We start from the raw sequence: 24455 nt of genomic DNA, 5'->3' as shown, positions 1-24455 counted from the left end.
GTTAGTTGTAAGTCTTTGAGATTTGTCTTAAAGCGCGACAAGTGCGAGCAAGTCAGCACTATCGCAAGTGCGCAGCTATATTTGCGGTCAATGGTGTGGCGAACTAAATGAGACAATTCTCAAAGTCGTGCAGTTTGTGTCTGGTTAGTATTCGCGAGTGCAGAAATTCTCAGTCAATGCAAAGTTTGTGAGCGGGCGTCCTGCTTGAAAGATGATTCAGACTTTCCACTATTAATGGCTGATAGAAAGAGGTTCCGGGTTTGTGAACACGCTTCGTTTATTGGTATTGGAAGATCACGCCTTCCAGCGCACGGCGGCGGTCAGTGCGCTTAATAGCTTGGGTTACAAAAATATCTTTCAGGCGGCTGACGGCAAGGATGCGCTGGCCGTGATTTCCCAGGCAGGGGGCGTGGACGTTGCGTTGTGTGACCTGAGCATGGCCGGGATGGATGGTTTGACGTTTTTGCGCCTGGCGAGAGAGGCCGGATTGATTCGCGCAGTGATCATCTGCAGTTCACTGCCTGAAGACCTGTTGCGCACGGTTGACCGGATCGTCACGTTGCAGGGCCTGGAATTGCTCGGCAGTGTCGGCAAGCCGTTGATGGTCGATGTGCTGGCGCCGTTGTTGGCTCGCTACCGGCCGCACACTCAGGTCGATGCCAAAGTGGCGGAAAGTCAGCTCGATCAGCCTTCGGAGAGCGAAGTGCTTGAAGCCATTCGCCGGCAGGAATTTCGCGCGTACTTCCAGCCCAAGTTTCATCTGCGCAGTGGTGAGGTGGATGGCGCCGAAGTGCTGGTGCGCTGGCAGAGCCCCAGTCGCGGATTGCTTTCGCCGGGTATGTTCTTGCCAACGATCGAGCGTTGCGGGCTGCTCGACGAAATGTTTTTCAGCCTGCTTACGCAAGGGCTGAGTCTGCAGCGTTTCGTGCAGTCCCACGGCAAACCGTTCAAGCTGGCATTCAATCTCGACGTCACGCAGATGGCCAACCCGAACCTCGTCGACCGGATCAAGGCGCTGCTGCGCATCCACGGCGCCTCGCCAGCCGGGCTAATATTCGAGCTGACGGAAACCGGTCTGCTGCAGATGCCCGAGATCAGCATGGAAAACATGGTGCGCCTGCGCATGCTGGGTTTCAGCCTGGCGATCGATGATTTCGGTGTCGGCTATTCTTCGCTGGAGCGCCTGTGTCAGATGCCGTTCAACGAAATCAAACTCGACGCCGGTTTCGTGCAGAATTTCCAGCAGGCGCGCTACAGCGCGGTCATCCACGGTGCGCTGGCCCTGGCGCGCGAGCTGGACATGCGAGTGGTGGCAGAAGGCATCGAAACCGCCGATCAGGTTCACCACCTGGCGCGGCTGGGTTGTCAGTGGGGGCAGGGCTTCTTCTATGCTCGCCCCATGAACTGGGCGCATCTGGTCGACTGGCGTTTCGAGGGGCAAAAGTCGTCCTGGCGCCGCGCCATAGGCACGTCCGATCGTTGATGCGAGCGGGCAGTCTGACTTTTGGGACAAAGCCCTATTTCGTCGCGCCTGCAAAACACTCATGATGTGCCGAGAAATCAATCAGATGCACCTGAATGCTTCGGTAATGCCCGGGATTGGCTGCGGTTGCCAAGTGCTGATGGTTCTCCAACCCTCCTCATCATGGAGCTATTCATGCATTGGTCAGTCGTGAATCCGTTACGCGTTGCCATCCTTGATGATCACTCGCTCATACGTCTGGCGATGAAATCGCGGCTGACGCGCGAAGCCGAGTTCAGTGTCGTGGGTGTGTACGGGAGCAGCGCGCAGTTGCTCGCCGGGTTGCGCGAGATCGAAATCGACCTGCTGATACTCGACTACAAGCTGCACGATGGGGAGCTGGACGGGCTTAATCTGATCCGTCTGCTGCGCAAGCAATATCCGGGCATGCGCATTCTCGTCTCATCTTCCGAAGAACGCCCGGCGGTGGTGAACATGGCGATCGGGGCGGGCGTCAGCGGATTCTTCGGCAAGTCGCAGTCGGTCGATGACCTGATCACCGCCATCCGCAGTGCTGCGTCCGGGCAGTTGTACCTGTCGCCGGAAATGGCCTTCGAGCTCGATGTGCTGCCTGCGTCGGTCGATGAACCTGCCGGTGCCAATGACGACGGCGCGGCGCACAGCGACGATTTCCTCAGCAATCCTCTGCTGTCACCGAAAGAGAAAGAAGTCTTGCGCTGCTGCCTGGAGGGAATGGGAGTGACGCAGATCGCTTTGAAGTTCTCGCGCAGTCGCAAAACCATCAGCGGGCAAAAACAGGCCGCTTTCAAAAAGCTTGGCATTCGTGGTGATGCAGAGCTGTTCAAGTTGCAGCACAGCCTGACGGCGGACAACCAGGGATAACTCGCTTATGTTTCATCTGTTGCGCGGTGTTTTGCTAGCCAGTGTGCTTTTCGTGTTCGGTAGCGGGTTGTTGTGGGCAGCAGAGCCGCGCACTCTGCAGGTGTTCGGTCGATCGGACTGCAAGGAGCTGCAGCTCGATCTGGCCAATGAAGACTGGAGTTGGCTGCGGCAGAAGCGCAGTCTGGTGCTGGGCTCGGCGCTTCCGGATTTCCCGCCCTATGTCATGACCGCCAGCGGTACACGTTACGAGGGGATTGCCGCCGACATCGCCTGCATTATCGGCCAGGCCTTGCACGTCGAAGTTACCGTCAAGGCTTATCCCGACCGTCGCGACGCCATGGCGGCGCTCGAGCGTGGCGACATCGACATGTTGGGCAGCTCCAACAGTTTCGAGTTGATCGATGGCCTCGTCACGCTCAGCAAACCTTATGTCGAAGACGTGCCGGCGATGTTCATGCGCGGCGATGATCGGCGACCGATGCCGGCCAATCTGGCCGGTTTGCGTATTGCGGTTGCCGACGATTACCTGCCTTCCAGTCAATTGCACGGGTTGTATCCCAACGCCGAGTTCGTGCTTTTTCCATCGAACGAGCTGGCACTGGCTGCGCTGGCCTTTGGCAAAGTCGATCTGTTCCTGGGCGACACGGTGTCCAGCAATTATCTGATCAACCTCAACTACTTTAACTATGTGCGTCTGCACTCTTTCGTCAAAACCCAAACCAGCGGTTTCAGCTTCGCCTTGCGCCGAGGTAATGATCAGCTGCTGCGTCTGATCGACTCGGTCATCGAGTCGATGGGTGAGGGGAAGATAGGCGAGATCACCAAGCGCTGGTCCGGCGGCGGCGGGGCGCTGACACCCAAACGTATTGACCTGACACCCGGCGAGGCACGCTGGCTTGAGCTGCACCCGGTGGCGCGTTTCGTGATCAATGACGATCAGGCACCCTTTGCGTTCTTTGATGGCGATGGCAATTTTGGCGGGATTGGCGCTGATCTGTTGGAGCTGATTCAGCGCCGCACCGGTTTGCAGATCGATGTAGAACGCACTGACAGTTTTTCCAGCCTGAGCACGCGTCTGCTTGATGGCAGCGCCGATATCTCGCTGCTGACGCCAACCGTCTCGCGTGAAGTCGGCATGCGTTTCACTCATCCGTTTCTCGCCAGTCCCTTCGTGATCGTCACTACCAAGGATGCAGGCGCGCCTTCAAGCCTGCAGGAACTGCGCGGCAAGCGTGTCGCGGTTCCCGAAAGCTCGGCGGAGCGCGAGCTGCTCAAGGATTATCCCGACATCGAGATCGTCGACAACGAAACAGTGCTGGGCGCGCTGGCTGACGTGAAAGACGGGCGGGCAGACGCGATGATTACCACGTTGCACAGTGCGCGTTATTACATCGCTCACATTTATAGCGACAGTTTGCGCATCTCCAACATCGTCGGCATGAACAAAGGGTTCCTCGCCTTTGCCGCCCGGCGCGCCGATACCGAACTGGTCAGCATTCTGAACAAGGCGCTGCTGAGCATTCCGCCAGACGAGCTGGACGTGATCCTCAACCGTTGGCGTCCCATCGCAGCGTTCTCGGGACTGTCGTGGCGCGACTACAAGGCGTTGATCTACCAGATCAGCGCTGGCGCCTTCCTGATTATCTTGGGATCGCTGGCGTGGAATTTCTATATCCGCCGGCAGATCCGCGAACGCAGTCGTGCAGAGCGTTTGCTTGGCGATCAGCTGAAGTTCATGGGGGCGCTGATCAACGGCACGCCGCATCCCATTTACGTTCGTGATCGGGAAGGTCGACTTGTCACCTGCAATAACAACTATCTGCAAACCTTTGGCCTGATAGAAAAGGATGTGATCGGCAAGACCGTGCTCGAAAGCGGCAAGCGCAATCGTCAGGAGGCGTTGCAATTTCACGACGACTACCTGCGCGTCATCGAACAGGATGAACCTTACGAGGTGGATCGCACGCTGCATGTCGGTGATACACGGCTGATCATTTACCACTGGATCCAGCCTTATCACGACACCGCGGGTGAGGTCAGGGGCGTGATCTGCGGCTGGATCGACATCAGCGAACGGCGCGAACTGATCGAGGAATTGCGTGCGGCGAAAGAGCTGGCTGACGAGTCGAGCCGCGCCAAAACCACGTTCCTGGCGACCATGAGCCACGAGATCCGTACGCCAATGAGTGCCGTGATCGGCATGCTCGAACTCACCCTCAAGCGTGCCGAGCAGGGCCACTTCGATCGACCGGCGATTGAAGTGGCCTACGACTCGGCGAAAGGTCTGCTGGAACTGATCGGCGATATCCTCGACGTGGTACGCATCGAGTCCGGCCATGTCAGCCTTTCGCCGAAACGTGCCAACCTGCGCGAATTGGTCGAATCCGTGGCGCGGGTGTTCGACGGCCTCGCCAGGCAGAAGAGCCTGGTGTTGAAGCTCGACATTGACGCGACTGTCGGCTGTGACGTGCTGGTTGATCCGATGCGCTTTCAGCAGGTGCTCTCAAACCTCGTGGGTAACGCGATCAAGTTTACCGACACCGGTCATGTCAGCGTCTCGATTCGTGGTCAACGCCTCGCTGACGAGCGTTTGCAGGTCGACCTCAAAGTCGAGGACACCGGAATCGGCATTTCCAGCGCCGATCTGCAGAACCTGTTCCAGCCGTTTTCGCAAGCCAATCACGGCCCCTCGAACAGGGGCGGCACCGGTCTGGGACTGGCCATCTCACGTTCGTTGTGCGAATTGATGGGCGGGCGGCTGAATATCACCAGTACGTTGGGCAAAGGCACCTGCCTGGAAGTGTCGCTGTTCTTCAACATTCTCAGCCCGATCGGCGGCAAGGTGCTGCCTGTTTCGGTTATTCAGGACAAACCGGTCCCGACACTCAGGATCCTCGTAGTCGATGACCAGAGCGCCAACCGCTTGCTACTCACGCAGCAGCTGAGTTTCCTTGGCCAGGCGGTGCGTGATGCTGCCGATGGTGCCCAGGCCTTGGCGTTGTGGCGCTCGGAGCCGTTCGACATTGTGATCACCGACTGCAACATGCCGGTCATGAACGGCTATGAGCTGGCCCGCACCATTCGCCAGGATGAGCGCGACAGTGGTGGCGCACCGTGCATTGTGCTGGGCTTTACAGCCAACGCGCAGCCGGAAGAAAAAGTGAAATGCCGAGAGGCGGGCATGGATGATTGTCTGTTCAAGCCGATCAGCCTCAGCACCTTGTCGACCATGCTTGCCGGCTGGGAAAAAAATCTTGAACCCGAGCCGGTTGAAAGTCCGCCTGCGGCGACTGTCAAGGAGCTGGGTTCGATCCGCGAGCGTCTTGACGAGCTCACCGGCGGTGACCTCGACATGATGAAAGAACTGCTGCGCGAGGCGCTGTCGAGTTGCGAAAAGGACTTGGAGGAGTTGCATTCGCTGATTCCCGAAAGCGATCCCGGGCTGTTGGCTGACCTGGCGCACAGAATCAAGGGCGCGGCGCGGATTGTGGCCGAACATCAGGTCATCGAGGCGTGTAACGAGCTTGAGGCCGAGTGCGAAGCGCCGGTCATCGATCCATTGGATATCAATCGCAGCGCGCTGAAGCTGGAGCACGCACAGGCTGATCTGATCAAGAAAATCAAACGGGTCGAGCTGTAACTGTATCGAGGCAGGGCCATGCTGACTGGCCTTGCATGGAAGCGGACGCTAAAGATCATTTTGCAACGGGCGATACCTTGGTTAATAACCATGGAGTTTCGCGATGATCATTCGACGTCCTTTATTGATTGCCTGTCTTTGCCTGCTCGGTGTCGACACCGTCACCGCGGCCCAGTCTGCACCCGTCAGCGGGGTGATTCGCTTCAGCGGACAGATTGTCGAGACGAGTTGCATGGCGAGTGGCAGCAGCCATTTTTCTGTCGAGCTGCTTGACTGCCCGCAGGCAAGCACCGGGCAGATCTTCACGGTGAAAAACGTCAGTGCGGCAGGGCGGGGTGAGCCGCGCCAGCAAGTGTTCGTGAAAATGATTGCCGATACCCATGAACAGGAAAAATACTACGACCAGCGTCTGCTACTGACAGACAACAAGGGCCACCAGATAACGACCGGTAATTACGTCGTGACGATGACGCTGCCTTGATGGCTTGGAAAGAATGAATCTGCGCCCCTTGTTTCAAGGTTACTGACAAAAAGGGGCGTCACTAATGAGAATTGTCTGGTTCGTGCAGAACCGTCCCGCGCTTCAGGCTCGCCGCCGCCCTCCCGCGTCACAGAATCCCTCCTTCAACACCACTTGAACCAGGCCGCGCCAACGTTAGCGTGGGCTGTCATCAAGGTGTGGGTTACGTTAAGCGATCCCCCTCGCCATTTTTGAGACAAGTCTCATATCAGACAGATTGGCCCTTGGTTATTTTCTTGAAAGGAAGAATGGAGCTGCCAAAGGTGTCCGATGTTTCTTGAAAATAACCGAAGTCGATCCTTGCGGATCCTGATCGCCGACAGCGATGTGCGCAGAGGCCAGTCGATCGAACAGCAGTTCAACAAGCTGGGCTGTCTCAGCGTGTTGAACGTGTGTACATATCGCGACCTGAGAATACTGACGTATTACTGCCCCCAACGGTTGAGCCTGGTCGTCGTCAATGCTGAGCTGCTCAGCGAGATGGCAATGGATCCGCTGGATTTTTTCGGGGAAAACCCGCTGATTCGTCATCTGCTGATTTTCAACCCCAGTGATGATCATCAGTGGTCGAAGACCTTCTTCAACCCGCATCCGCAACGCTGGATGCGCCTGGTCTCGAAAATCAACCTGCCGCGCCTGGCGGATTTTCTGATGCTGGCCGATCCGGCGCTCAAGGAACTTGCGGAGCCGGCCTCGCCCGACTCCACGCTCTCTTCGTGCGCGAACCGCTAGCTGCTGCACCTTCCCGCGATGATCCATGTACGCGCTGCGGCGCTATTGCCCAGCGCCTGCTGCGCTGCCCACTCGTTTGCCCCATTGTCTTGAATACACTCTAAGGTAAGGCATCATGCTGCTTCGTAAACTCAATCTCGCGCCGCGTTCGGCGCTGTGTTTCGGCTTGTTCTGTCTCATGATTATCGCGATCGGACTGATCGCCCTGCAGCAAGTCGACTTGCTCAACAAGGCAGAAACGTACGTTGAGACCACGATCGTGCCGAGCATCAAACTGCTCGGCCAACTGGATCGTGAGTTCATCGAAATCAAGGGTAATAACGCCCGCTTGCGCAATCCCATCGAAACCCCCGAGCGCAAGGCCCAGGCGCTGATGGACATTCAGCAGTCCCGTCAACTGATCAAGAAACATCAGCGAGCGCTCATTGATCTGCTGGCCACCGACGCTGGGCGCGAGGCGTTCGAGGAGTTTGCCAAAGCGCAAAAGGTCAATGATCTTGCGCAGGACCAGTACCTCGAAACAGTGGGGAGCGGGCAGCTCGAGGCGGCCATCGCGCTGTCCAAGAATCAGATGCGTGTTGCCTCGGACGGCGTACAGGTCGCACTCAAGAAGCTGATCGCGCTGAACGAGATCCAAGCCTATGAGGCGGGCAAGCAGGCCGACAATGTCTACGAACACACGCTGTTGATCGTCGGTGTGTTCATCATCATTGCCATCGGTGCTTCGTTGGCCCTGGCTGTGTTGTATACCCGCAGCCTGACGGTGCCAATTGCAGGCTCGCTGAGGGTGGCGGAATGCATCGCCGCCAACGATCTGAGCGAAACCATTGCGCTCGATGGCTCCGATGAGGCGGCGCAGATGCTGTCGTCGCTGGCGGCGATGCAGGCCAGTCTGCGCGATGCGCTGATCATGATCCGCGATTCGTCCACCCAACTGGCTGAAACCTCGGAGGTCATGCACGGCGTGACGGAAGATATCTCGCGTATCACTCAGCGTCAGAGCCATGAAATCGAAATGGCTGCCACCGCCGTGACTGAAATGAGCGCAGCGGTGGAGCAGGTTGCAGACAATGCCGCATCGACCTCGCAACTGACCTCGGAATCCAGTGCCGCTGCCGTTGCCGGTCGTACCCGGGTCAGTGAAACGGTCGCAGCAATCAATCTGATGGTCTCCAGTGTGCACAGCACCTCGGCTGAGGTGCAGGCGCTATCAACCATGGCGAGCGATATCAGCAGCGTGCTTGACGTCATTCGCGAGGTCGCCGAACAAACCAATCTGCTCGCCTTGAACGCAGCGATCGAAGCGGCGCGGGCGGGGGAAGCGGGCCGCGGTTTTGCCGTGGTTGCTGATGAGGTGAGAGGCCTGGCGCAGCGTACTCAGAAATCGACCGAGGACATCGAGTCCATGGTCAGCTCCATTCAGTCGGGCACCAGCCGCGCAGTTACGTCCATGAGCCACACCCGCGCTCAGGCTGAGAGAACGCTCGAAATGGCCAATATCGCCGGAGAAGTGCTGACCGATATCACTGGCTCGCTGAATCTCATCAACGAACGAAACCTGCTGATGGCGACCGCTGCCGAAGAGCAGGCTCAGGTTGCGCGTGAAGTCGACCGCAGCCTGATCAGCATTCGTGACCTGTCCTGTGAAACCGCAGAAGGATCGAAACAGACGGCTGTTGCATCGGCGGAGCTCTCGCAGTTAGCGGCGTCGCTGAACAAATTGACCAAGGAATTCAAGCTCTGACTGTGAGGGTAAAGCCCTGGTTGCCAGGGCTTTTTAATCAGTGCTTGATCGGTGAAGTGAGGTCTTGCGCATCCGGTTCATCATTTTGAGCTGGCGATGCGGTTTGTGCTGTCAGCTGTTCAATGCAGGTGGCGAGTTGTTTTTCATAGCTTTCAAGCACTGCTTCGGCTTCAGCTTCGCGCTCATCCCGCAGACGAAAGAAGTCGTCGCGACTGAGCTGGTCTGCTACGAGTCGGATATTTTGCTCGATGATCGCGCAGAGTGAGTCTTCGTCCTCTAATGCAGCGCTGGTTTGTGCTGCGCGTTGAGTGTTTTCCAGTTCGGTCTTTGCCGCCTCGGCGGCCTTCGCCTGTTCCTTCGCGGTAAGCAGGTCGGTTTCCAGGGCCTGCTTTTGTTTCGTCAGACGCTTGAGTTCAGCGGTCATTGACTGGATGGTATCGGAGCGTTGTGTGAGCTGGATCTCCTGCTGTTGCACCACGGCCTTCAGTGGAAACAGATTGTTGAGCTCATAACCGGCGACGACAGTCATGGCGATCAGCGCCAGTGCAAGAATCGTCAGGCAGTAGAGGGCGGCGTTGCTGTGGGGTTTTGCGCTATTGAGGGTATCGAGGGCTCTCACGGAATCGGTTCTCCTATCAAGAACAGTCAGTGTAATGGCCGAGTGTCACTGTGCCTTTAAGACGAGTCTTAAATTGGGCTTTAGTTATTTGCGCTGCGAAAGTGTGATACTAAACAGCGTTTCTGTTTGTAGACTTTTCAGGTTTGGCAGGGTGGTTATTAATCTATGAGAATTGTCTTGTTATTGAATAAATAAATTTTTGCTCAAGTGTTCTTTTTTTATTATCTTCTCGTTCCGGTCGTGGTGATATTCCTGCCAATTAAATAGGTGTGGCTACGTCAGCCATTCAGTTGTTTGCACGCTAGGTAGAGTCAGAGAGAGTGTTATGAAGTTATGCCGTGTATTAATTGTCGGGCTCTTGTATATGTTGTCGTCAAACGCAATGGCGGCGATCTGCGAATTTTATCCGGACAATTCCATGGGCAATATGCAGGTTATCCTGCCGGCCACTCTCTCGGTACCACGTGACGCGCCGAATGGCACGGTTATTTATGAAAGCCCTATCGTGACGCTGGGTCCCATTCCCAGTTCTTTCAGGTGCTCCGCAGTGCACAATGAAGGTGTACGCAATAATGTCGGCATTACTCAGCCGGGCGTGGAGATTTTTCCTATCGGGAATACCGGAATCGGCTGGCAATGGGTCCGACCGCCATCGGGGAAAGCGTGGAAGGGCTTTCCAGGAACTACCGACACTGCTGGCGGTTGGGGTTGGAATGGTTCTGAGCACATCTTGCGTTTTGTAAAGACGGGCACTATTTCCGGCAGTGCGACGATACCTTCAGGCCAACTGGGGACATTTGTCGCTGCTGAAATCGAGCCTTTGGCAATGAATACCAGCGGCACACGAATCGTCTCGCAGTCTTGTGAAACACCTGATGTGAAAGTGGATATGGGTAGCTACACCATGAGCGATTTTTTGCAGAACGGTGACTATGCCAAGGAGAAATACTTCTTTCTTGATATGAAAAACTGTCCTCCTGGAATCAATAACTTCAGGTACTCCTTTTCGCCCACTGCGGGCAGCCCTGCATGGAGTGCTGATACCGGCGTGGTAAACCTCAACAGTAACTCGACTGCCAAAGGGCTGGCGTTGCAAATGCGCTTCAGTGACAGAAAGATACTCAAACTGAACCAGAATTACATAATGAAAGCGCCAACATCGAGCGGCGGTAATGCATCCGTTTCCTTGCAAGCTCGTTTCGTGCGCATTGAACCTTCCAATGCGCAAATGAGAGCGGGCGATGCCAATGCCGAAATTGCCTTCGTCGTCGAGTATCTATGAGCCCAACAACTTCTTCACCTCAGCCACAATCACCGCAATGTCGAACGGCTTGGGCACCACCACATCGAACAGGTCCGAGCGCTGCATGCCGATGTGCGCCTGGGCGCCACTCATCAGGATGATCGGCAGGTGTTTGACGGAGGGCTGGGCACGCACGGCTTCGGCGAATTCGAGGCCGTCCATGACCGGCATCATGAAGTCCGTGATGACCAGGGCTGGACGTTCTCTTTCCAGCACTTCGAGAGCCTTCTTGCCATTGCTCGCGGTCACAGTCATGAAGCCCTCATCCTCAAGCGCAAAGCCAAGAATGTCGGCAATCAGATACTCGTCGTCGACTACCAGGATGGTGGTCATGTTATTTCAACCCGCTTGCAGACTTACGAAATTGAACCAGGCAATGACTCAGCTGTGACTGAAGGTTCATTTTTCAAAGCCTTTTCCAGGAACACATCTTGATCACGGATAACCACCTCGAACCGCGACGGGTTGTAGGAGCTATCACGTATCTTGAGAATGGAAAGCGTCCTGTGAAGTTCAGCGTGATTTTCAAAGAACCGCATGAGCATCAGGTTGTCGACAATACTGGACAGGTCAGAGGTCGGTGCGCTGACTTCGGAACCGAACAAATCGCGCATTTCCCAAGAGGCGAACAACGTGACGCCTCTGGATCGCAGCTCGTTCATCAATGCGCTGAAAAAGTCGGTGATGCGTTCCGGGGTGGTAGAAACCCGCGTCATGCCGCTGAGGCTATCGATAAACAGGCGCTTGATGCCTTTTTCATCGACCAGGCTCAGCAGGCGTGCGCCGAGGCCGTCCAGCAAGCCTTCGGTGGTGGGCTGCCAGGCAATGCTCAGCGCACCGCTGTGTTCCATTTGTTCAATATCGATGCCCAGCGAACGGCCTTTGAGGCGCAGCCGCTGCGGGCTTTCATAGAAACCGAAATGCAGGCCCGGCGCTTCCGGCGTCGACTGCGCGATGAACTTCAGACCCAGGGTGGTCTTGCCGATCCCCGAAGGACCCATGACCAGCGTCACGCTGGAGCTGTGCAAGCCGCCTCCGAGGATGTCGTCCAGCGAGGCAATGCCGCTTGGGATGCGCGTCATGTCCGCGCTGTCCGGGGCGGACGGGCGTTTGTACAGCGTTTCCAGGCGAGGGTAGATCACCAGGCCGTTATCGGTGATTTCACATTCGTGGACACCGGTCAACGCGCCGCTGCCGCGGGTCTTGCGCAAATGAATGCGGCGCACCGAGCGGGTACCGAACAGCTCTTCGCCCATTTCGATGACGCCGTCGACCATGGTGTGCTCGGGGCTGCCGTCGTCCAGTCGCGAGCTGGTGAGAAACAGCACGGTGCAACCGGCAAACGCCGCATGGCCTTGCAGTTCGGAGATGAATTTTTTCGTGTCGATCGGCGAATCGGCTTTGGACCGTGCATTGAGCAGGCCGTCAACGACCATGACGGTCGCCTTCTGCCGGGTGATTTCGCGGCGAAGCAGCTTCACCACCTCATCGAGGCCTTCGTTTTCCAGCGTGTCGAATGCGCTGACAAACTGTATTTCGGCGCCAACACGCGAGGCGTCGAAGAAGCTCATGGTCGACAGGAACTGAAACAGCCGGTCGTGGGATTCGGCCAGCAACGTGGCGACCAGAACACGACCGCCGTTGCGGGCATGATGAAACCCGAGCTGATTGGCAAGGATGGTCTTGCCGGAACCCGGGCGCCCTTGAATGATGTACGAAGCACCCGCGACAAGGCCTCCCTGAAGCAGCGCGTCGAGTCCTTCGATCCCGCTTTGAAGGCGTTTTAGCTTTTCCACAATGCGACCCTGATCTGAATAAACAGGCTTGTTCAGCCGAATGGTTTAAATGCTAACGCCATTTCCGGTTGAGGGCCATTAAGGTTGAGGGAAAGTAGCGTTTTTGCAACGTGAGCCTGACGAGCGACTGCTCGCGATCAGGGAGTAGGGACACCGGCGGCACGGGAAGATTCGCTTTTCCGATCCCGGAAACGACAAAGCCCCGAATAACCGGGGCTTTGTCGTTCCAAGTGCTCGTTTGGGCCAGGCCTAATAGACCTGAGGCACGATGAGTTCCGGGGGTGTGGGAATGCGCGAATAGTCTTCCTGCCTGACGCGTTGCGGCAGTTCGATTACCGGCATTTCCACCTCTTCGTACGGCATCTGCCCGAGCAGGTGATGGATGCAGTTGAGCCGGGCTTTCTTTTTATCGTCAGCTTGTACCACCCACCACGGCGCTTCGGCGATGTGCGTGCGTTCAAGCATGATTTCCTTGGCCTTGGTATAGGCTTCCCAACGCCTGCGGGACTCCAGATCCATGGGGCTGAGTTTCCACTGCTTGAGCGGATCATGGATGCGACTGAGAAAGCGCAGATGCTGTTCCTGGTCGGAAATGGAGAACCAGTATTTGATCAGCTGGATGCCGGAGCGGGCGAGCATGCGTTCGAATTCCGGCACCGTACGAAAGAATTCCTCGTACTGGTATTCATTGCAGAACCCCATCACTTGTTCCACACCCGCGCGGTTGTACCAGCTACGGTCGAACAACACGATTTCACCCGCCGCCGGCAGGTGCGAGACGTAGCGCTGGAAGTACCACTGAGTGCGTTCGCGGTCGTTGGGGGCGGGTAGGGCGGCGACCCTGCAGACCCTGGGATTCAGGCGTTGGGTGATGCGTTTGATGACACCGCCTTTACCAGCGGCGTCCCGTCCCTCGAACAGGATCACGACTTTGTGGCCCGTCTTGACCACCCAGCTCTGCAGCTTTACCAGTTCGCCTTGCAGGCGGAACAGTTCGCTGAAGTAAGTCCTTCGCGCATCCTTCTCGGGATCCTCTTGCACATGCTCATCGAACAATGCGTTGAGGTCATGGCCGTCTTCGGATAATTCAAGTTCCAGCTCTTCGTCACTGTGATCAAGCAGCTCACGGTGGATGCGCTGTATTAGCGTGTCGTCTGTGGGGAACATGGCAGGGGCTCGCGGCTGAGGATGGCAAAGTGTTAGGCACATTTTGTTACGAACCCATTACATCCATGTGCGCCGCTGCGGTGAGGGCAGGAGGGTACCGTTTGCCACCTCGCTTTCATGAAAACGTCACAAAACTGCTGCAGAGTTCGGGAGCCCGTAATCACTAGGTGTCATTTAATGAAACGTTCGATGAAGTCTGCTGCACTCGCCATTGCGGTATCTCTTTGTGCCACCTCGGCCTCCTTTGCAGCAGAAAATGTTCGCCTGACGGGGTCAGGAGCTAGTTTCCCGGCACCGATCTACCTGACCTGGTTCAAGGATTTCAGCAAGAAATCCGATGGCGTCACTGTGGATTACCAATCCAAGGGCAGCGGCGCGGGCGTACAGGATTTCTTGAACAAAACCGTAGATTTCGCTGCCAGTGACTCGGCAATGAAAGACGAAGATATCGCCAAGGTCGCCGAAGGCGTGCAGTTGCTGCCGATGACTGCCGGGGAAATCGTGCTGGCCTACAACCTGCCGGGCAATCCCAAGGGTCTAAAGCTGCCACGCGAGGTGTATTCCAACATTTTCCTGGGCAAGATCACGCGCTGGAACGATCCGCAGATCGTCGCTGCCAACCCGGACCTGAAACTGTCCGATACGCCGATCACGGTTGTCGTGCGTGCAGATTCCAGCGGTACGACTGCGGTATTCACCAAGCACCTGGCAACCGTCAACGCCGAGTTCAAGCAGGCGCTGGGTGAGGGCAACACCGTCAACTGGCCGGCCAGTGACAAGTTCATCAAATCGCCGAAAAACGATGGCGTAACGGCTACCGTGCGCCAGACGCCGGGTGCGATTGGTTACATCGAATATGGCTTCGCCAAACTCGCCAAGGTCGACTTTGCCCAGTTGCAGAACAAGGCTGGCAATTACGTAGTGCCAAACGCCGAAAGCGGTGCCGAGGCCCTGGCGGCAGTGAAGATGCCGGAAAACCTGGTGGCCTGGCTGCCTGATCCGGACGGTGCCAAGTCCTATCCGATCACCTCTTATACCTGGATGATTTTCCGCAAGGACAATGGCAATCCGGCCAAGGCCAAGGCCATGCGTGAAATGGTCGAATACAGCCTGACCGAGGGGCAGAAGATTGCCGATTCGATGGGCTACATCCCGTTGCCGCAATCGGTCGTCGAACAGGTTCGCAAAGCGTCCGCCAACATTCAGTAACGCCGTGAGGTCTCTCTCGGCGTGTGCGTCTGCGCCACGCCGGGAGAGTTTCCCCCCTGTTCCGGACTTAGCCCATGAACAAACCTTTTGTCGTACCGGTTAATCCCGACTCTGCCTGCCAGCCACCCTCGACGAAGGACTTCCTGGTGGATCGCACCTTTCGCGCGCTGGCGCGAATCGGCGTGGTGCTGATTCTTGCGCTGGTATTTGCGCTGGTGTTCGAAGTCGGACGCAAGGCACTTCCCGGTATGGAGAAGCACGGCTTCGATGTGCTGCTGGGCAGCGTGTGGGACGTCAACCAAGGCAAATACGGCATCCTGCCGGCCATCTGGGGCACGCTTTACAGCGCCTTCATCGCGCTGTTGATCGCCGGTTTCTTCGGCGTGAGCATGGCGATTTTCCTGACCCAGGATTTCCTGCCGACCAAGCTCGCTGCGCTGTTTCGGACCATCGTCGAACTGCTGGCAGCCATTCCCAGCGTGGTCTATGGCCTGTGGGGGATCTACGTGGTGATCCCGGCGATTCGGCCGCTGACGACCTGGTTGAACAGCGAACTGGGCTGGATTCCCTTTTTCGGCACATCCCTGAGCGGTCCAGGCCTGCTGCCCGCAGCGCTGGTGCTGGCGATCATGATTCTGCCGACCATTGCCGCCGTGTCGCAGGACGCGCTGACGGCTGTGCCGATGAAAACCAAACAGGCCGCGTACGGCATGGGCACTACCCATTGGGAAGCGATTCTCAAAGTGATGGTGCCTTCGGCGGCCACCGGCATATTCGGTTCTCTGGTGCTGGGCCTGGGGCGCGCGCTGGGTGAAACGATGGCGCTGGCGATGCTGGTCGGCAACGCCAACAACATTTCCCTCTCGCTGTTTGCCCCCGCCAACACGCTTGCCGCTCTGCTGGCGCTGAACTTCCCCGAAGCCGGGCCGAACGAGATCGAGGTGTTGATGTACGCCGCGCTGGTGCTGATGCTGATTACGCTGATCGTGAACATCTTCGGTTCGATGATCATGATGTACGCCCAACGGGGTAACAAGTGATGACTGATCTGACCGCAGCAACAGATTTGACGGCACCAACAGGCGCCCTGCCCAGCTTACAACGCAGGTTCGAAGGCCGCGCGCTGCGCAGCCTGATCCTGACCACCCTGGTCTGGGCAGGTGCTCTGCTGGCCAGCGTGCCGCTGATTTCCGTGCTCTACATGCTGATCACTCGTGGTGGCGCGCGCCTGAACCTGGAAGTCTTCACCGAACTGCCACCGACTGGCTTCGAGATGGGCGGCGGTTTTGGCAACGCGATGGCAGGTACCTTTGTAATGGTCGGTATCGCGGCAGCGATCGCGGTGCCGGTCGGGATCATGGCGGCGATCTTCCTGGCTGAGCTGGGGCCGGACAGCAAACTGGGCAACGCCGCGCGTTTCGCCGCCAAAATGCTCACGGGCCTGCCGTCGATCCTGGCAGGGGTGTTCGCCTATGCCCTGGTGGTGATGACAACCGGCACGTACTCGGCACCGGCCGGTGGCGTGGCACTGGCGGTCCTGATGCTGCCGATCGTCGTGCTGACCGCGGAAGAATCGATGCGGATGGTGCCCAAGATCATGAAGGATGCCGCTTATGGCATGGGCTGCACTCGCTCGCAGGTGATCTGGAAAATCATCTTGCCGACCGGCATGCCGGCGATCCTGACTGGCGTGATGCTCGCCGTGGCGCGTGCCGCAGGCGAGACGGCACCGCTGTTGTTTACCGCGCTGTTCAGCAATTACTGGATCTACCACCAAGGCAATCTCGACGTCATGAACCCGACTGCCTCGCTGGCGGTGCTGATCTACAACTTCTCCGGCATGCCTTTCGATAACCAGCTCGAGCTCGCATGGGCGGCCTCGTTGGTGCTGGTGATGATCGTGCTGTTCGTGAACATCATCAGCCGTATTTTCGGCAAGCCCAAGTATTAAGAACGGGAGCAACTGATTTTGAACGTATCCACTGCGCAAATAGCCGCTCCGTTTGTCACCCAGGCGCCTGTAGTCATGGACTGCAAACTGGACAAGATTTTCTACGGGAATTTCATGGCGGTACGTGACAGTCACGTGCCGATCGAGAAAAACAAGATCACTGGATTCATCGGGCCCTCAGGCTGCGGCAAGAGCACCGTGCTGCGTAGCCTCAACCGGATGAACGACTTGGTGAAGGGGTTTCGTTTCGAGGGTCATGTGCATTTCCTCGGACAGGACGTCTACGGCAAGGGTGTCGACCCGGTGGTCGTGCGCCGCTACATCGGCATGGTGTTTCAACAGCCAAACCCGTTTTCGATGAGCATCTTCGACAACGTTGCGTTTGGTCTGCGCCTCAATCGCTACAAGGGCGATATCGGCGATCGCGTCAAGCATGCGCTGCAAGGCGCCGCGCTGTGGGATGAAGTCAAGGACAAGCTCAAGGTCAGCGGCCTGTCGCTCTCCGGTGGCCAGCAGCAACGCCTGTGTATCGCCCGGGCAATCGCCACCGAGCCGGAAGTCCTGCTGCTGGATGAGCCTTGTTCGGCACTCGACCCGATCGCTACCCGACGGGTCGAAGAATTGATGGTCGAGTTGAAGAAGGACTACACCATCGCACTGGTCACTCACAACATGCAGCAAGCCATCCGTGTCGCTGACACGACGGCGTTTTTCTCGGTGGATATTTCCCAGGGCACGCGCACGGGCTATCTGGTCGAGATGGGCCCGACGGCGCAGATCTTCGACAATCCGCGGGAACAGATGACCGGCGATTACATCAGCGGCAAGTTCAGCTAAGTCACAGCACCGGTCACGGCCGCCTACCTGCACAAGCCAAATGGATTTGGCGGGCACCGGCGGACATTTACCAAGCGTTTCCAAGGAGCTCCAATGCCTGCCAAGCACCGTCTTGATTTGCCTGCGATTGAACGCGCACTGCGTAACGTGCAGAGCCGTTTCGCCGAGCTCAGCCGGCACTTCACCGAGCCCCGAGACCCGTTCACTGACGAAGTCCTGAACAATGTGCTTGAAGGTTATGCGTTGGTTGACGAATATGTTGCCCGCGGCGTCGACCTGTTCGATCTGCAGCAACTGAACCTGATGCTGGAGATCAATGCCACGGTGCTGTGTGGCCGGGATCCGGCACGCCGGCTCGAATACGCCCAGCATCTGGCAGCCACCGAAGCGCACTTCTTCAACAATGTTGAGGGAGGCATCAAGGACTTGTACAACTGGTATTGCGCGTATCGCAGTGAATCGGTCTGGAAGCGTGCAGCGGGGGTCTACGTACGGATTCTCAGCAAGCCGCAGCTGTTTATCGAAGGCAATAACCGCAGTGGCTCGCTGATTGTCAGCTACCTGCTGATGCGGGCGGGGCTGCCTCCGTTCGTGCTGACGCTTGAAAACGCCGAGGGCTATTTCAACCCGTCCTCGGTCATCCGCAACTCCGCCAAGCATGGCGTCAAGGCGTTGTACGAATTGCCCAAGATCAAGAAAAAATACGCAGCATTTTTAGAAGAACAGGCGCCCGAACCAATGAAGTTCTTTCTCAAAGACAAGCCCCTGCCTGTCTCCCACGGTGGCCATTGATGAGCGGGGCTCCAGCATCGGCCAAATGCAGAACCTTCGCCAGCCGGGCAGGGCAGGCCATCCGCTGCGCTCTGCCACAGCTGTTCAGGCGTCAGCGCATACGAATTTCGTTCGATATCGATGACACGCTCGCTTGCCAGCTCCACCACTGCGCAGTCGAGAAAAGCCGACTTCCCGCCTGTATTCATCGTTGGCTGGGTGAGCCGTTGCGCATGGGCACGCGATCGCTGATCCGCGAGCTGCGCCGCCAGGACTGCAGCATCTGGGTCTACACCTCATCCGGGCGCACGCCGTCCTATATCAGGCGCTGGTTGGCGCTGTACGGCATCCGCGTCGACGGCGTGGTCAACAGCGTGCTGCACAACCGTGCCCTGACGGCGCACGGGATGTCGAATGCGCCTTCAAAATATCCGCCAGCGTTCGATATTGACTTGCATGTCGATGATTCGGAGGGCGTCCAGCTTGAAGGCAAGGATCATGGCTTCCGGGTGGTCGTGGTGCATCCCGAGGATGATCGCTGGGCGCAGAAAGTGCTGGATTCGGTGGCCAAGGTCCAGGCGCAGCTCGCTTGGCAGCAGATGTTCAGACATAAAAAGCCGGTGCCACAACGGGCGGAGACGTTCTTTGAGCCGCTTGGCTGAGCGAGTACGCGTTGGCTATCTGGACAGCAGCGCTTTTTATCGCTCTACGGCGACGCATTTGATCTCCACGAGAAGGCCAGGTCGAGCCAACTCACTGACACCAATGCAGGTCCACGTGCAAGTGCTTCTCGGAAAGACTTTATCCTTTACGCGTCTGAAAATTGGCATGTGACGGTGCATGTTGACGTGGTAAGTTGTCATTTCTACGACATCTTCAAATTTACAGCCACCTGCCTCCAAGACGACCCGGAGATTGTCCCATGCAGCCAAGAACTGCTGCTCAGGGTCTTCGATAACGGATAATTCCGGCGTCCTGCCTACCTGACCCGCGCAGTAGAGAGTTTTTCCTACCTTTACTGCTGGTGCATAACCAGCACGCTCGCAGATCAATCTCATGCCATCTGGAACAATGATCTGACGATCAGTCATGATTGCGGAGCCCCAAAGTTAGAACGGTTACGAAAGCTAACTCAGGGGCCAGAGCCGCGTCCACTCAGTTCACTTCTCATCTATTAATCAACCCCACAGGTGCTTTTAGCCGCTGCTGAGTCTTTTTGAACTCATTACCTAATGTGGCTACCTCGATCGATGCAAAAGGCGCGAGCCGGGAGCGTTACTGATCAGAAGCATTTCGATGGTTGGTTCGCTACTAGGCTGGCTCGTCAGTTCGTGTCGTCATCACCTTGAAATATATCTGCGTAAAGTCGCGCGACTGTAGGGGTAAGGTTATGACCGGTAGGAATGAGAAAGTCGGCGTGTGGTGCGAGCCGTTTTACGTAGATGACTTCGTAAACCCTGCGCACGATTCCAGGTGCTGTTTCTTCCCGGTCCAGGCCAGGCATTATCCCTACCGCTTTGTAACCGGCTTGCTCCAGTGCTTGTTGCATATACGGCGTGCGGGTTGTTGCCATGCCATAGATCAGCCCCGCGCCGATGAACGTGCCGATTTTTTCTCCCAGGTCCTGGGCCGCAACGGCCAGTCTGGCTTGTCTGTGCGGTTTGGCTACCGCGCCGACCCGCCCGAAAATAACGTCAGCACCGTCAATTTTTTCCCACGTGGCGATAGCGACAATCTCATCGTTCTGGCGGACGACGGTAGCAAATATGCCTCGATCCAGATCTTCTTCGAGCACCACGTTGTCTGCGTAGAACTGCTGGTCCAGAAACGGGCTTGCCAACCCCACCGAAATGGAGGGAAACCATGTCCGGAAAAAATCTGTCGCGACATTGATCTCCTCACGTTTCAGGTAATCCCAACTGTAGCCATAGGGTAAATCGGTGAAGCTGCGAATTTGCTCGATCGTTGGCCATTTCATGCGGTTCTGCTCGTTTGTCTGATTGCTTCGATAAGTGGCGCCGGGGTCAGCCCCGAGGGGTGGGGTTATTGGGGGTGTCGGGGCATGCCTGGCGGCGATCTGCCTGTGGCGCTCGACCACTTCGCCAATGACCAACTGCATCAGCCTCTGCACGATGGCCGTATCCAGCTCAGCCTCCTGAGCAAGTGCTGCCAGACGCTGGTATTGCTGCTGCTCTCTGGCCTCGTCTACCGCAGGCAACTGATATCGGGCTTTGAGCAATCCGACCTCATCGGTACAGCGAAACCGTTCCGCGAGCAGATGGATGAGCGCGGCGTCGATATTGTCGATGGTTTTCCTGAATGTTGAGAGTTGACGCGCGATGTCGGAGTTTTCCATGAATGACCTCGTGACAGGTGTTCGAAAGAGCTTCTCAATGATTCGTCTGCTGAACGAAAACCGACCAGTCCTTGTCGCCATCCCCCCTGGCTACCGCCGACTTCATTTTCAATCGAACGGCATCCGCCGCTGGCAGCTCCAGCCCTTTGAGACGACCCGCATCGATCGCCAGATTCATATCCTTGAGGCCAAGCGACAGTTTGAATCCCGGTTCAAAATTGCTGCTGACGATGTTCTGCCCATAACGTTGATAACTGGGGCAGGCGAACAGGGTCTGGGTCATGAGCTTGATGAAAATCGAAGGGCTCAGTCCGTGGCGTTGAACGAGTCCGCTGGCTTCGCCCAGAGACTGGATGGCTTGGGTGATCATCATGTTGCCGGCGATTTTCGCGATACAGGCCTGTTCAGGTTGATCGCCCAGATACCAGGTTTTTTTCCCGAGCAGGTCGAGCAGCGGTTGGACGGTCGAGACAGCGGCCTGCGATCCGGCCGCCAGGATATTCAACTCGCCCTTGGCCGCCACGGCGGGCACGCCGAAAACCGGCGCCGCGATCAATGGCATGCCGACGGCTTCATGTTCTCGCTGCAACTCCAACATCAGCGAAGGCGACAAGGTCGACATCACGACATGCACGCAAGCTTCGTCTGCAGTTTCCAGAACAGCGCTGGAGAGCAGCACTTGCCTGACGGCGGCGTCATCGGCCAGAAGAGTGATGACTACCTCTTGCTGGAACGCCGAGGCCGGCGTTTCGATAACGCTGATGCCTTCGAGATCCTTGATCGCCGCGTGACTGCGGTTCCATGCCGAGACGTGATGGCCAGCGCGGACGAGCAGTGGAATGATCGCTCTGCCCATGCTTCCCACTCCGATAAAACCAATCTTCATTTGCAGTCTCCGGTTGGTATTCGACGACGGTGAATGCAGACAAGTATGTCGGGCACGGGATTGCTACGGCACTGCCATTGCTGCACTCTCACTGTTCATTTTTGTAAGGGGGCAGAGCATGGACTGGAGTGATGTGCGGGTCTTTCTCGCGATTGCCCGCAGCGGGTCATTGGGGGCTGCCGCCAAGCTGTTGGGGGTCAGCCATCCGACCGTGGGGCGGCGCTTGCAGGTGCTGGAACAGTTCAGTGGCCAACCCGTTTTCCTGCGTACCAACCAAGGTCTCGTGTTGACCGACAGCGGCGAGAAGCTCCTCAGCCTCGCGCAGGAAATGGAGCAAAGTGCGTTGGCCATCGAAAGGCGCCTCGCGGGGGACAGCGCACAGCCTGAAGGTGTGCTGCGCATTTCCTGCGCTGACTGGTTCGCCTGTTATGTCCTGGCCCCGGTGCTGAGTGAACTGCGCCGTCGTTATCCATTGATCGTGCCCGAGGTCATTGCCGGGCATCGATTGTTTGATCTGGCTCGCCGCGACGCCGACATCGCGTTTCGAATCGTTCCGTTCACCGAACCCGATATCGTGCACCGCAAGCTGATCTCCCTGACTTACGGGTTATACGCAGCCGTTGGATCTGCTGACCCTGAGCCACAGGGCGCCGGGCTGGGTCTGATCACCATGAGTGTTGCCCAATCTCATTATCCCGATGTGCAGTGGCTGCAGCAGCGTTACCCTCTGGCGCGTACCGTGTTTACCAGTAGCAGCCGCACAGTCCAGGCGCAAATGTGTGTGCAGGGGCAGGGCGTCGCGGTATTGCCCCGCGCTTTGGGCGACCAGTTGACGGCGCTGCGTCTGATCGATTCAGATGAACCGCCACCAGGCCGCGACATTTGGATGGGCTACCACCAGGACATGCGCCAGATGGACAGTCTGCGCGCGCTTGCCGACCTGGCCTCCGTCATGATTGGCACTCAGGCAGGCGGTTGATTCACTCTGCCGGCTGCATGGCCGCCGTTTGCAGCTCTGCAGCAGATTGGCGCGCCAGACTCAGACTCAGTCCTGCGCCTACCACCAGACACGCAGCGATGCACAGTATGGCGACGGTGAAGGCGTGGGTGATGGCCGCCGCGTCCGTGTCCTTGCCCAGAAGCGTGTAAAAAATGCCACCGATGATCGCTACGCTCAGTGCCGTGCTGATTTGCAGTGTGGAACTGGTGATGCCCGCAATCATGCCGGAATACGCCGGTGCCACGCGTCCAGTGATCATGCGCATCAATGTCGGAAGGGCCAGTCCTTGTCCGAAACCGATCAGAAAGAGAATCACGGCAAGGGACAGCGCAGAGGGCGTGACGGCGGTTGGCGTGTGCGCCACGAGCCAGGCCAATAGCACGAACCCCAGCACTTCGAGTGCCATTCCGAAGGGATTCACATAAGACCCCAGCAAACGCCGGAATAGATGGGTGGCGAGCGGCCCCAGCAAGAAACCAGCGCCGAATGGCAGAAAGACCAGACCTGCACTGAGCGGGCTCGTATGCAGCGCTCCCTGTAAATAGATGGAAAACAGCAGGAAGAACACGCCGATCGCGTAAAAAGTCAGCGCCACCAGCAATGCCCGGCCCAGCCCGGGCGCACGCAGTGCAGCAGGGTTCAGCAACGGCGCGCCTTGCGCTTGATACAAGCGGGCTTCGTAGCGCCAGAACAGCCAGGCCAGCAGTGGCACCGCCGCCAGCGACAGCCAGGCCCACCACGGCCAGCCCGCTTCACGTCCCTCGATCAGTGGAACGATCAGCGCCGCAAGCGTCACCATCGACAACAGCGTTCCACCCAGATCCAGCTTGCTGGTCTGGGGTGCGCGGGTTTCCTTGACCACGGGGATGGCGATCAGAATGACCAGCAACGCAATCGGTAGATTCACCAGAAATATCGTCCGCCAGCCCAGGTTCATCAGGTTGAGCGAGATCAGAATCCCGCCAAGTGCCTGGCCGACTACCGACGCCAAACCAAACACCGCACCGTACAGGCTCAACGCCAAGGGTTTTTCCGACTCAGGGAATATCGCCTGCACTGAAGCGAGTGCCTGCGGCGCCATTACAGCGGCCGTCACGCCTTGCAGCGAGCGTCCGGCGATCAACACCCAGGGTGACTCGGCGATACCGCAGATCAGTGAGGCGACGGCAAAGCCAATCAGGCCAACGAAGAACATTCTCATGCGGCCAAAGATGTCACCAAGCCGTCCGCCGGTGATCAGTGTCACGGCATACAGCGCCGCGTAAGAAGAGATGATCAACTGTTCGGCAGAGGAGGCCGTGCCTAGCGATTGCTGAATCGAAGGCAGCGCTACGTTCACGATGAAGAAATCCAGCGGCGGCAAGAATGCACCGACCAACAGGATGGCGAACATCAGCCAGCGCCGCTGTTCCGGAAGGGCTACTATTTTCTCAGGCATAAGGTCTCCTTTCTGAAACCCTTCGGCTCCAGAATATTTTCGATTGCGGGTCATGCTTTGAATCAGCTGACTTCAATCTAAACGATCAAACCCTGGCTGACGCCTCACATAAATGAACGGC

At 57.4% G+C, this 24455-nt stretch carries 22 protein-coding genes; 14 read left to right on the top strand and 8 right to left on the bottom strand.

What is annotated here, in order from left to right:
• Nucleotides 1-262: 262 nt before the first annotated feature.
• From BLU71_RS09110 to BLU71_RS09085, 6 genes are all read left to right on the top strand, one after another.
• Nucleotides 263-1483: an EAL domain-containing protein gene (locus BLU71_RS09110; protein WP_042609797.1), complete on the top strand. Its 1221-nt coding sequence runs from the start codon at nucleotides 263-265 to the stop codon at nucleotides 1481-1483.
• A 174-nt stretch (nucleotides 1484-1657) separates the two neighbouring features.
• On the top strand, nucleotides 1658-2365 hold the full coding sequence (locus BLU71_RS09105; RefSeq protein WP_042609798.1) for a response regulator transcription factor: 708 nt from the start codon (nucleotides 1658-1660) through the stop codon (nucleotides 2363-2365).
• Between the two features lie 7 nt (nucleotides 2366-2372).
• Nucleotides 2373-6005: a transporter substrate-binding domain-containing protein gene (locus BLU71_RS09100; protein ID WP_083352865.1), complete on the top strand. Its 3633-nt coding sequence runs from the start codon at nucleotides 2373-2375 to the stop codon at nucleotides 6003-6005.
• 103 nt (nucleotides 6006-6108) lie between these two features.
• Entirely contained in the window at nucleotides 6109-6486 is a 378-nt protein-coding gene (locus BLU71_RS09095) for a type 1 fimbrial protein (RefSeq protein ID WP_064361719.1), read from the top strand.
• Nucleotides 6487-6795: 309 nt separating this feature from the next.
• Nucleotides 6796-7257 carry a hypothetical protein gene (locus tag BLU71_RS09090; protein WP_065617246.1) on the top strand — a complete coding sequence of 154 codons (462 nt, stop codon included), beginning with the start codon at nucleotides 6796-6798 and terminating at the stop codon, nucleotides 7255-7257.
• Between the two features lie 115 nt (nucleotides 7258-7372).
• Nucleotides 7373-9001 carry a methyl-accepting chemotaxis protein gene (locus tag BLU71_RS09085; RefSeq protein WP_083352864.1) on the top strand — a complete coding sequence of 543 codons (1629 nt, stop codon included), beginning with the start codon at nucleotides 7373-7375 and terminating at the stop codon, nucleotides 8999-9001.
• A 37-nt stretch (nucleotides 9002-9038) separates the two neighbouring features.
• On the opposite strand, the gene BLU71_RS09080 is transcribed toward BLU71_RS09085, so the two are convergent.
• Entirely contained in the window at nucleotides 9039-9620 is a 582-nt protein-coding gene (locus BLU71_RS09080; protein ID WP_083352863.1) for a hypothetical protein, read from the bottom strand.
• Nucleotides 9621-9945: 325 nt separating this feature from the next.
• Here BLU71_RS09080 and BLU71_RS09075 point away from each other — a divergent pair, with 325 nt between their 5' ends.
• Nucleotides 9946-10902, top strand: coding sequence for a fimbrial protein (locus BLU71_RS09075; RefSeq protein WP_064361716.1), 957 nt, complete (start codon nucleotides 9946-9948; stop codon nucleotides 10900-10902).
• Here the strand turns inward: BLU71_RS09075 and BLU71_RS09070 are convergent.
• From BLU71_RS09070 to ppk2, 3 genes are all read right to left on the bottom strand, one after another.
• Complete coding sequence (locus tag BLU71_RS09070; RefSeq protein WP_064361715.1) at nucleotides 10897-11256, bottom strand: response regulator; 360 nt, start codon at nucleotides 11254-11256, stop codon at nucleotides 10897-10899. The two genes, BLU71_RS09075 and BLU71_RS09070, sit on opposite strands and share 6 nt — an antisense overlap.
• Before the next feature lie 23 nt (nucleotides 11257-11279).
• Nucleotides 11280-12719, bottom strand: a complete 1440-nt coding sequence (locus BLU71_RS09065) for an ATPase domain-containing protein (protein WP_083352862.1) — start codon at nucleotides 12717-12719, stop codon at nucleotides 11280-11282.
• Nucleotides 12720-12968: 249 nt separating this feature from the next.
• The gene (gene ppk2, locus BLU71_RS09060; protein WP_042609805.1) at nucleotides 12969-13886 is read right to left on the bottom strand and encodes a polyphosphate kinase 2; all 918 of its coding nucleotides are present in this window, start codon (nucleotides 13884-13886) and stop codon (nucleotides 12969-12971) included.
• Between the two features lie 177 nt (nucleotides 13887-14063).
• On the opposite strand from ppk2, the gene pstS reads away from it, so the two are divergent.
• The 6 genes from pstS to BLU71_RS09030 all read left to right on the top strand — a co-directional run bounded on the left by pstS (nucleotide 14064) and on the right by BLU71_RS09030 (nucleotide 19316).
• The gene (pstS, locus tag BLU71_RS09055; protein WP_064361713.1) at nucleotides 14064-15095 is read left to right on the top strand and encodes a phosphate ABC transporter substrate-binding protein PstS; all 1032 of its coding nucleotides are present in this window, start codon (nucleotides 14064-14066) and stop codon (nucleotides 15093-15095) included.
• 74 nt (nucleotides 15096-15169) lie between these two features.
• Nucleotides 15170-16135, top strand: a complete 966-nt coding sequence (gene pstC, locus BLU71_RS09050) for a phosphate ABC transporter permease subunit PstC (RefSeq protein WP_042609807.1) — start codon at nucleotides 15170-15172, stop codon at nucleotides 16133-16135.
• A complete protein-coding gene (pstA, locus tag BLU71_RS09045) occupies nucleotides 16135-17046 on the top strand; it encodes a phosphate ABC transporter permease PstA (protein ID WP_083352861.1) in 912 nt (303 codons plus the stop codon). The genes pstC and pstA overlap by 1 nt, the downstream gene beginning before the upstream one ends.
• Nucleotides 17047-17121: 75 nt before the next feature.
• Complete coding sequence (gene pstB, locus BLU71_RS09040; RefSeq protein WP_016774591.1) at nucleotides 17122-17883, top strand: phosphate ABC transporter ATP-binding protein PstB; 762 nt, start codon at nucleotides 17122-17124, stop codon at nucleotides 17881-17883.
• A 93-nt stretch (nucleotides 17884-17976) separates the two neighbouring features.
• Nucleotides 17977-18675 carry a hypothetical protein gene (locus tag BLU71_RS09035; protein WP_083352860.1) on the top strand — a complete coding sequence of 233 codons (699 nt, stop codon included), beginning with the start codon at nucleotides 17977-17979 and terminating at the stop codon, nucleotides 18673-18675.
• Complete coding sequence (locus BLU71_RS09030; RefSeq protein WP_173867325.1) at nucleotides 18675-19316, top strand: hypothetical protein; 642 nt, start codon at nucleotides 18675-18677, stop codon at nucleotides 19314-19316. The genes BLU71_RS09035 and BLU71_RS09030 overlap by 1 nt, the downstream gene beginning before the upstream one ends.
• A 36-nt stretch (nucleotides 19317-19352) precedes the next feature.
• On the opposite strand, the gene BLU71_RS09025 is transcribed toward BLU71_RS09030, so the two are convergent.
• The 3 genes from BLU71_RS09025 to BLU71_RS09015 all read right to left on the bottom strand — a co-directional run bounded on the left by BLU71_RS09025 (nucleotide 19353) and on the right by BLU71_RS09015 (nucleotide 21866).
• The gene (locus BLU71_RS09025; RefSeq protein ID WP_082367688.1) at nucleotides 19353-19745 is read right to left on the bottom strand and encodes a RidA family protein; all 393 of its coding nucleotides are present in this window, start codon (nucleotides 19743-19745) and stop codon (nucleotides 19353-19355) included.
• 233 nt (nucleotides 19746-19978) lie between these two features.
• Complete coding sequence (locus BLU71_RS09020; protein ID WP_083352859.1) at nucleotides 19979-21010, bottom strand: chorismate mutase; 1032 nt, start codon at nucleotides 21008-21010, stop codon at nucleotides 19979-19981.
• A 34-nt stretch (nucleotides 21011-21044) separates the two neighbouring features.
• Entirely contained in the window at nucleotides 21045-21866 is an 822-nt protein-coding gene (locus tag BLU71_RS09015) for an NAD(P)-dependent oxidoreductase (RefSeq protein WP_231982498.1), read from the bottom strand.
• A 148-nt stretch (nucleotides 21867-22014) separates the two neighbouring features.
• Here BLU71_RS09015 and BLU71_RS09010 point away from each other — a divergent pair, with 148 nt between their 5' ends.
• Nucleotides 22015-22875: a LysR family transcriptional regulator gene (locus BLU71_RS09010; RefSeq protein ID WP_042609812.1), complete on the top strand. Its 861-nt coding sequence runs from the start codon at nucleotides 22015-22017 to the stop codon at nucleotides 22873-22875.
• A gap of 1 nt (nucleotide 22876) precedes the next feature.
• Here the strand turns inward: BLU71_RS09010 and BLU71_RS09005 are convergent, their stop codons facing one another.
• Nucleotides 22877-24388 (bottom strand): MFS transporter, encoded by a 1512-nt coding sequence (locus BLU71_RS09005; protein ID WP_231982496.1) that lies wholly within the window; start codon nucleotides 24386-24388, stop codon nucleotides 22877-22879.
• Nucleotides 24389-24455 lie beyond the last annotated feature (67 nt).

Source organism: Pseudomonas moraviensis (assembly GCF_900105805.1).
Lineage (GTDB): Bacteria > Pseudomonadota > Gammaproteobacteria > Pseudomonadales > Pseudomonadaceae > Aquipseudomonas > Aquipseudomonas moraviensis_A.
This window is presented reverse-complemented; position numbering and strand designations above follow the sequence as displayed.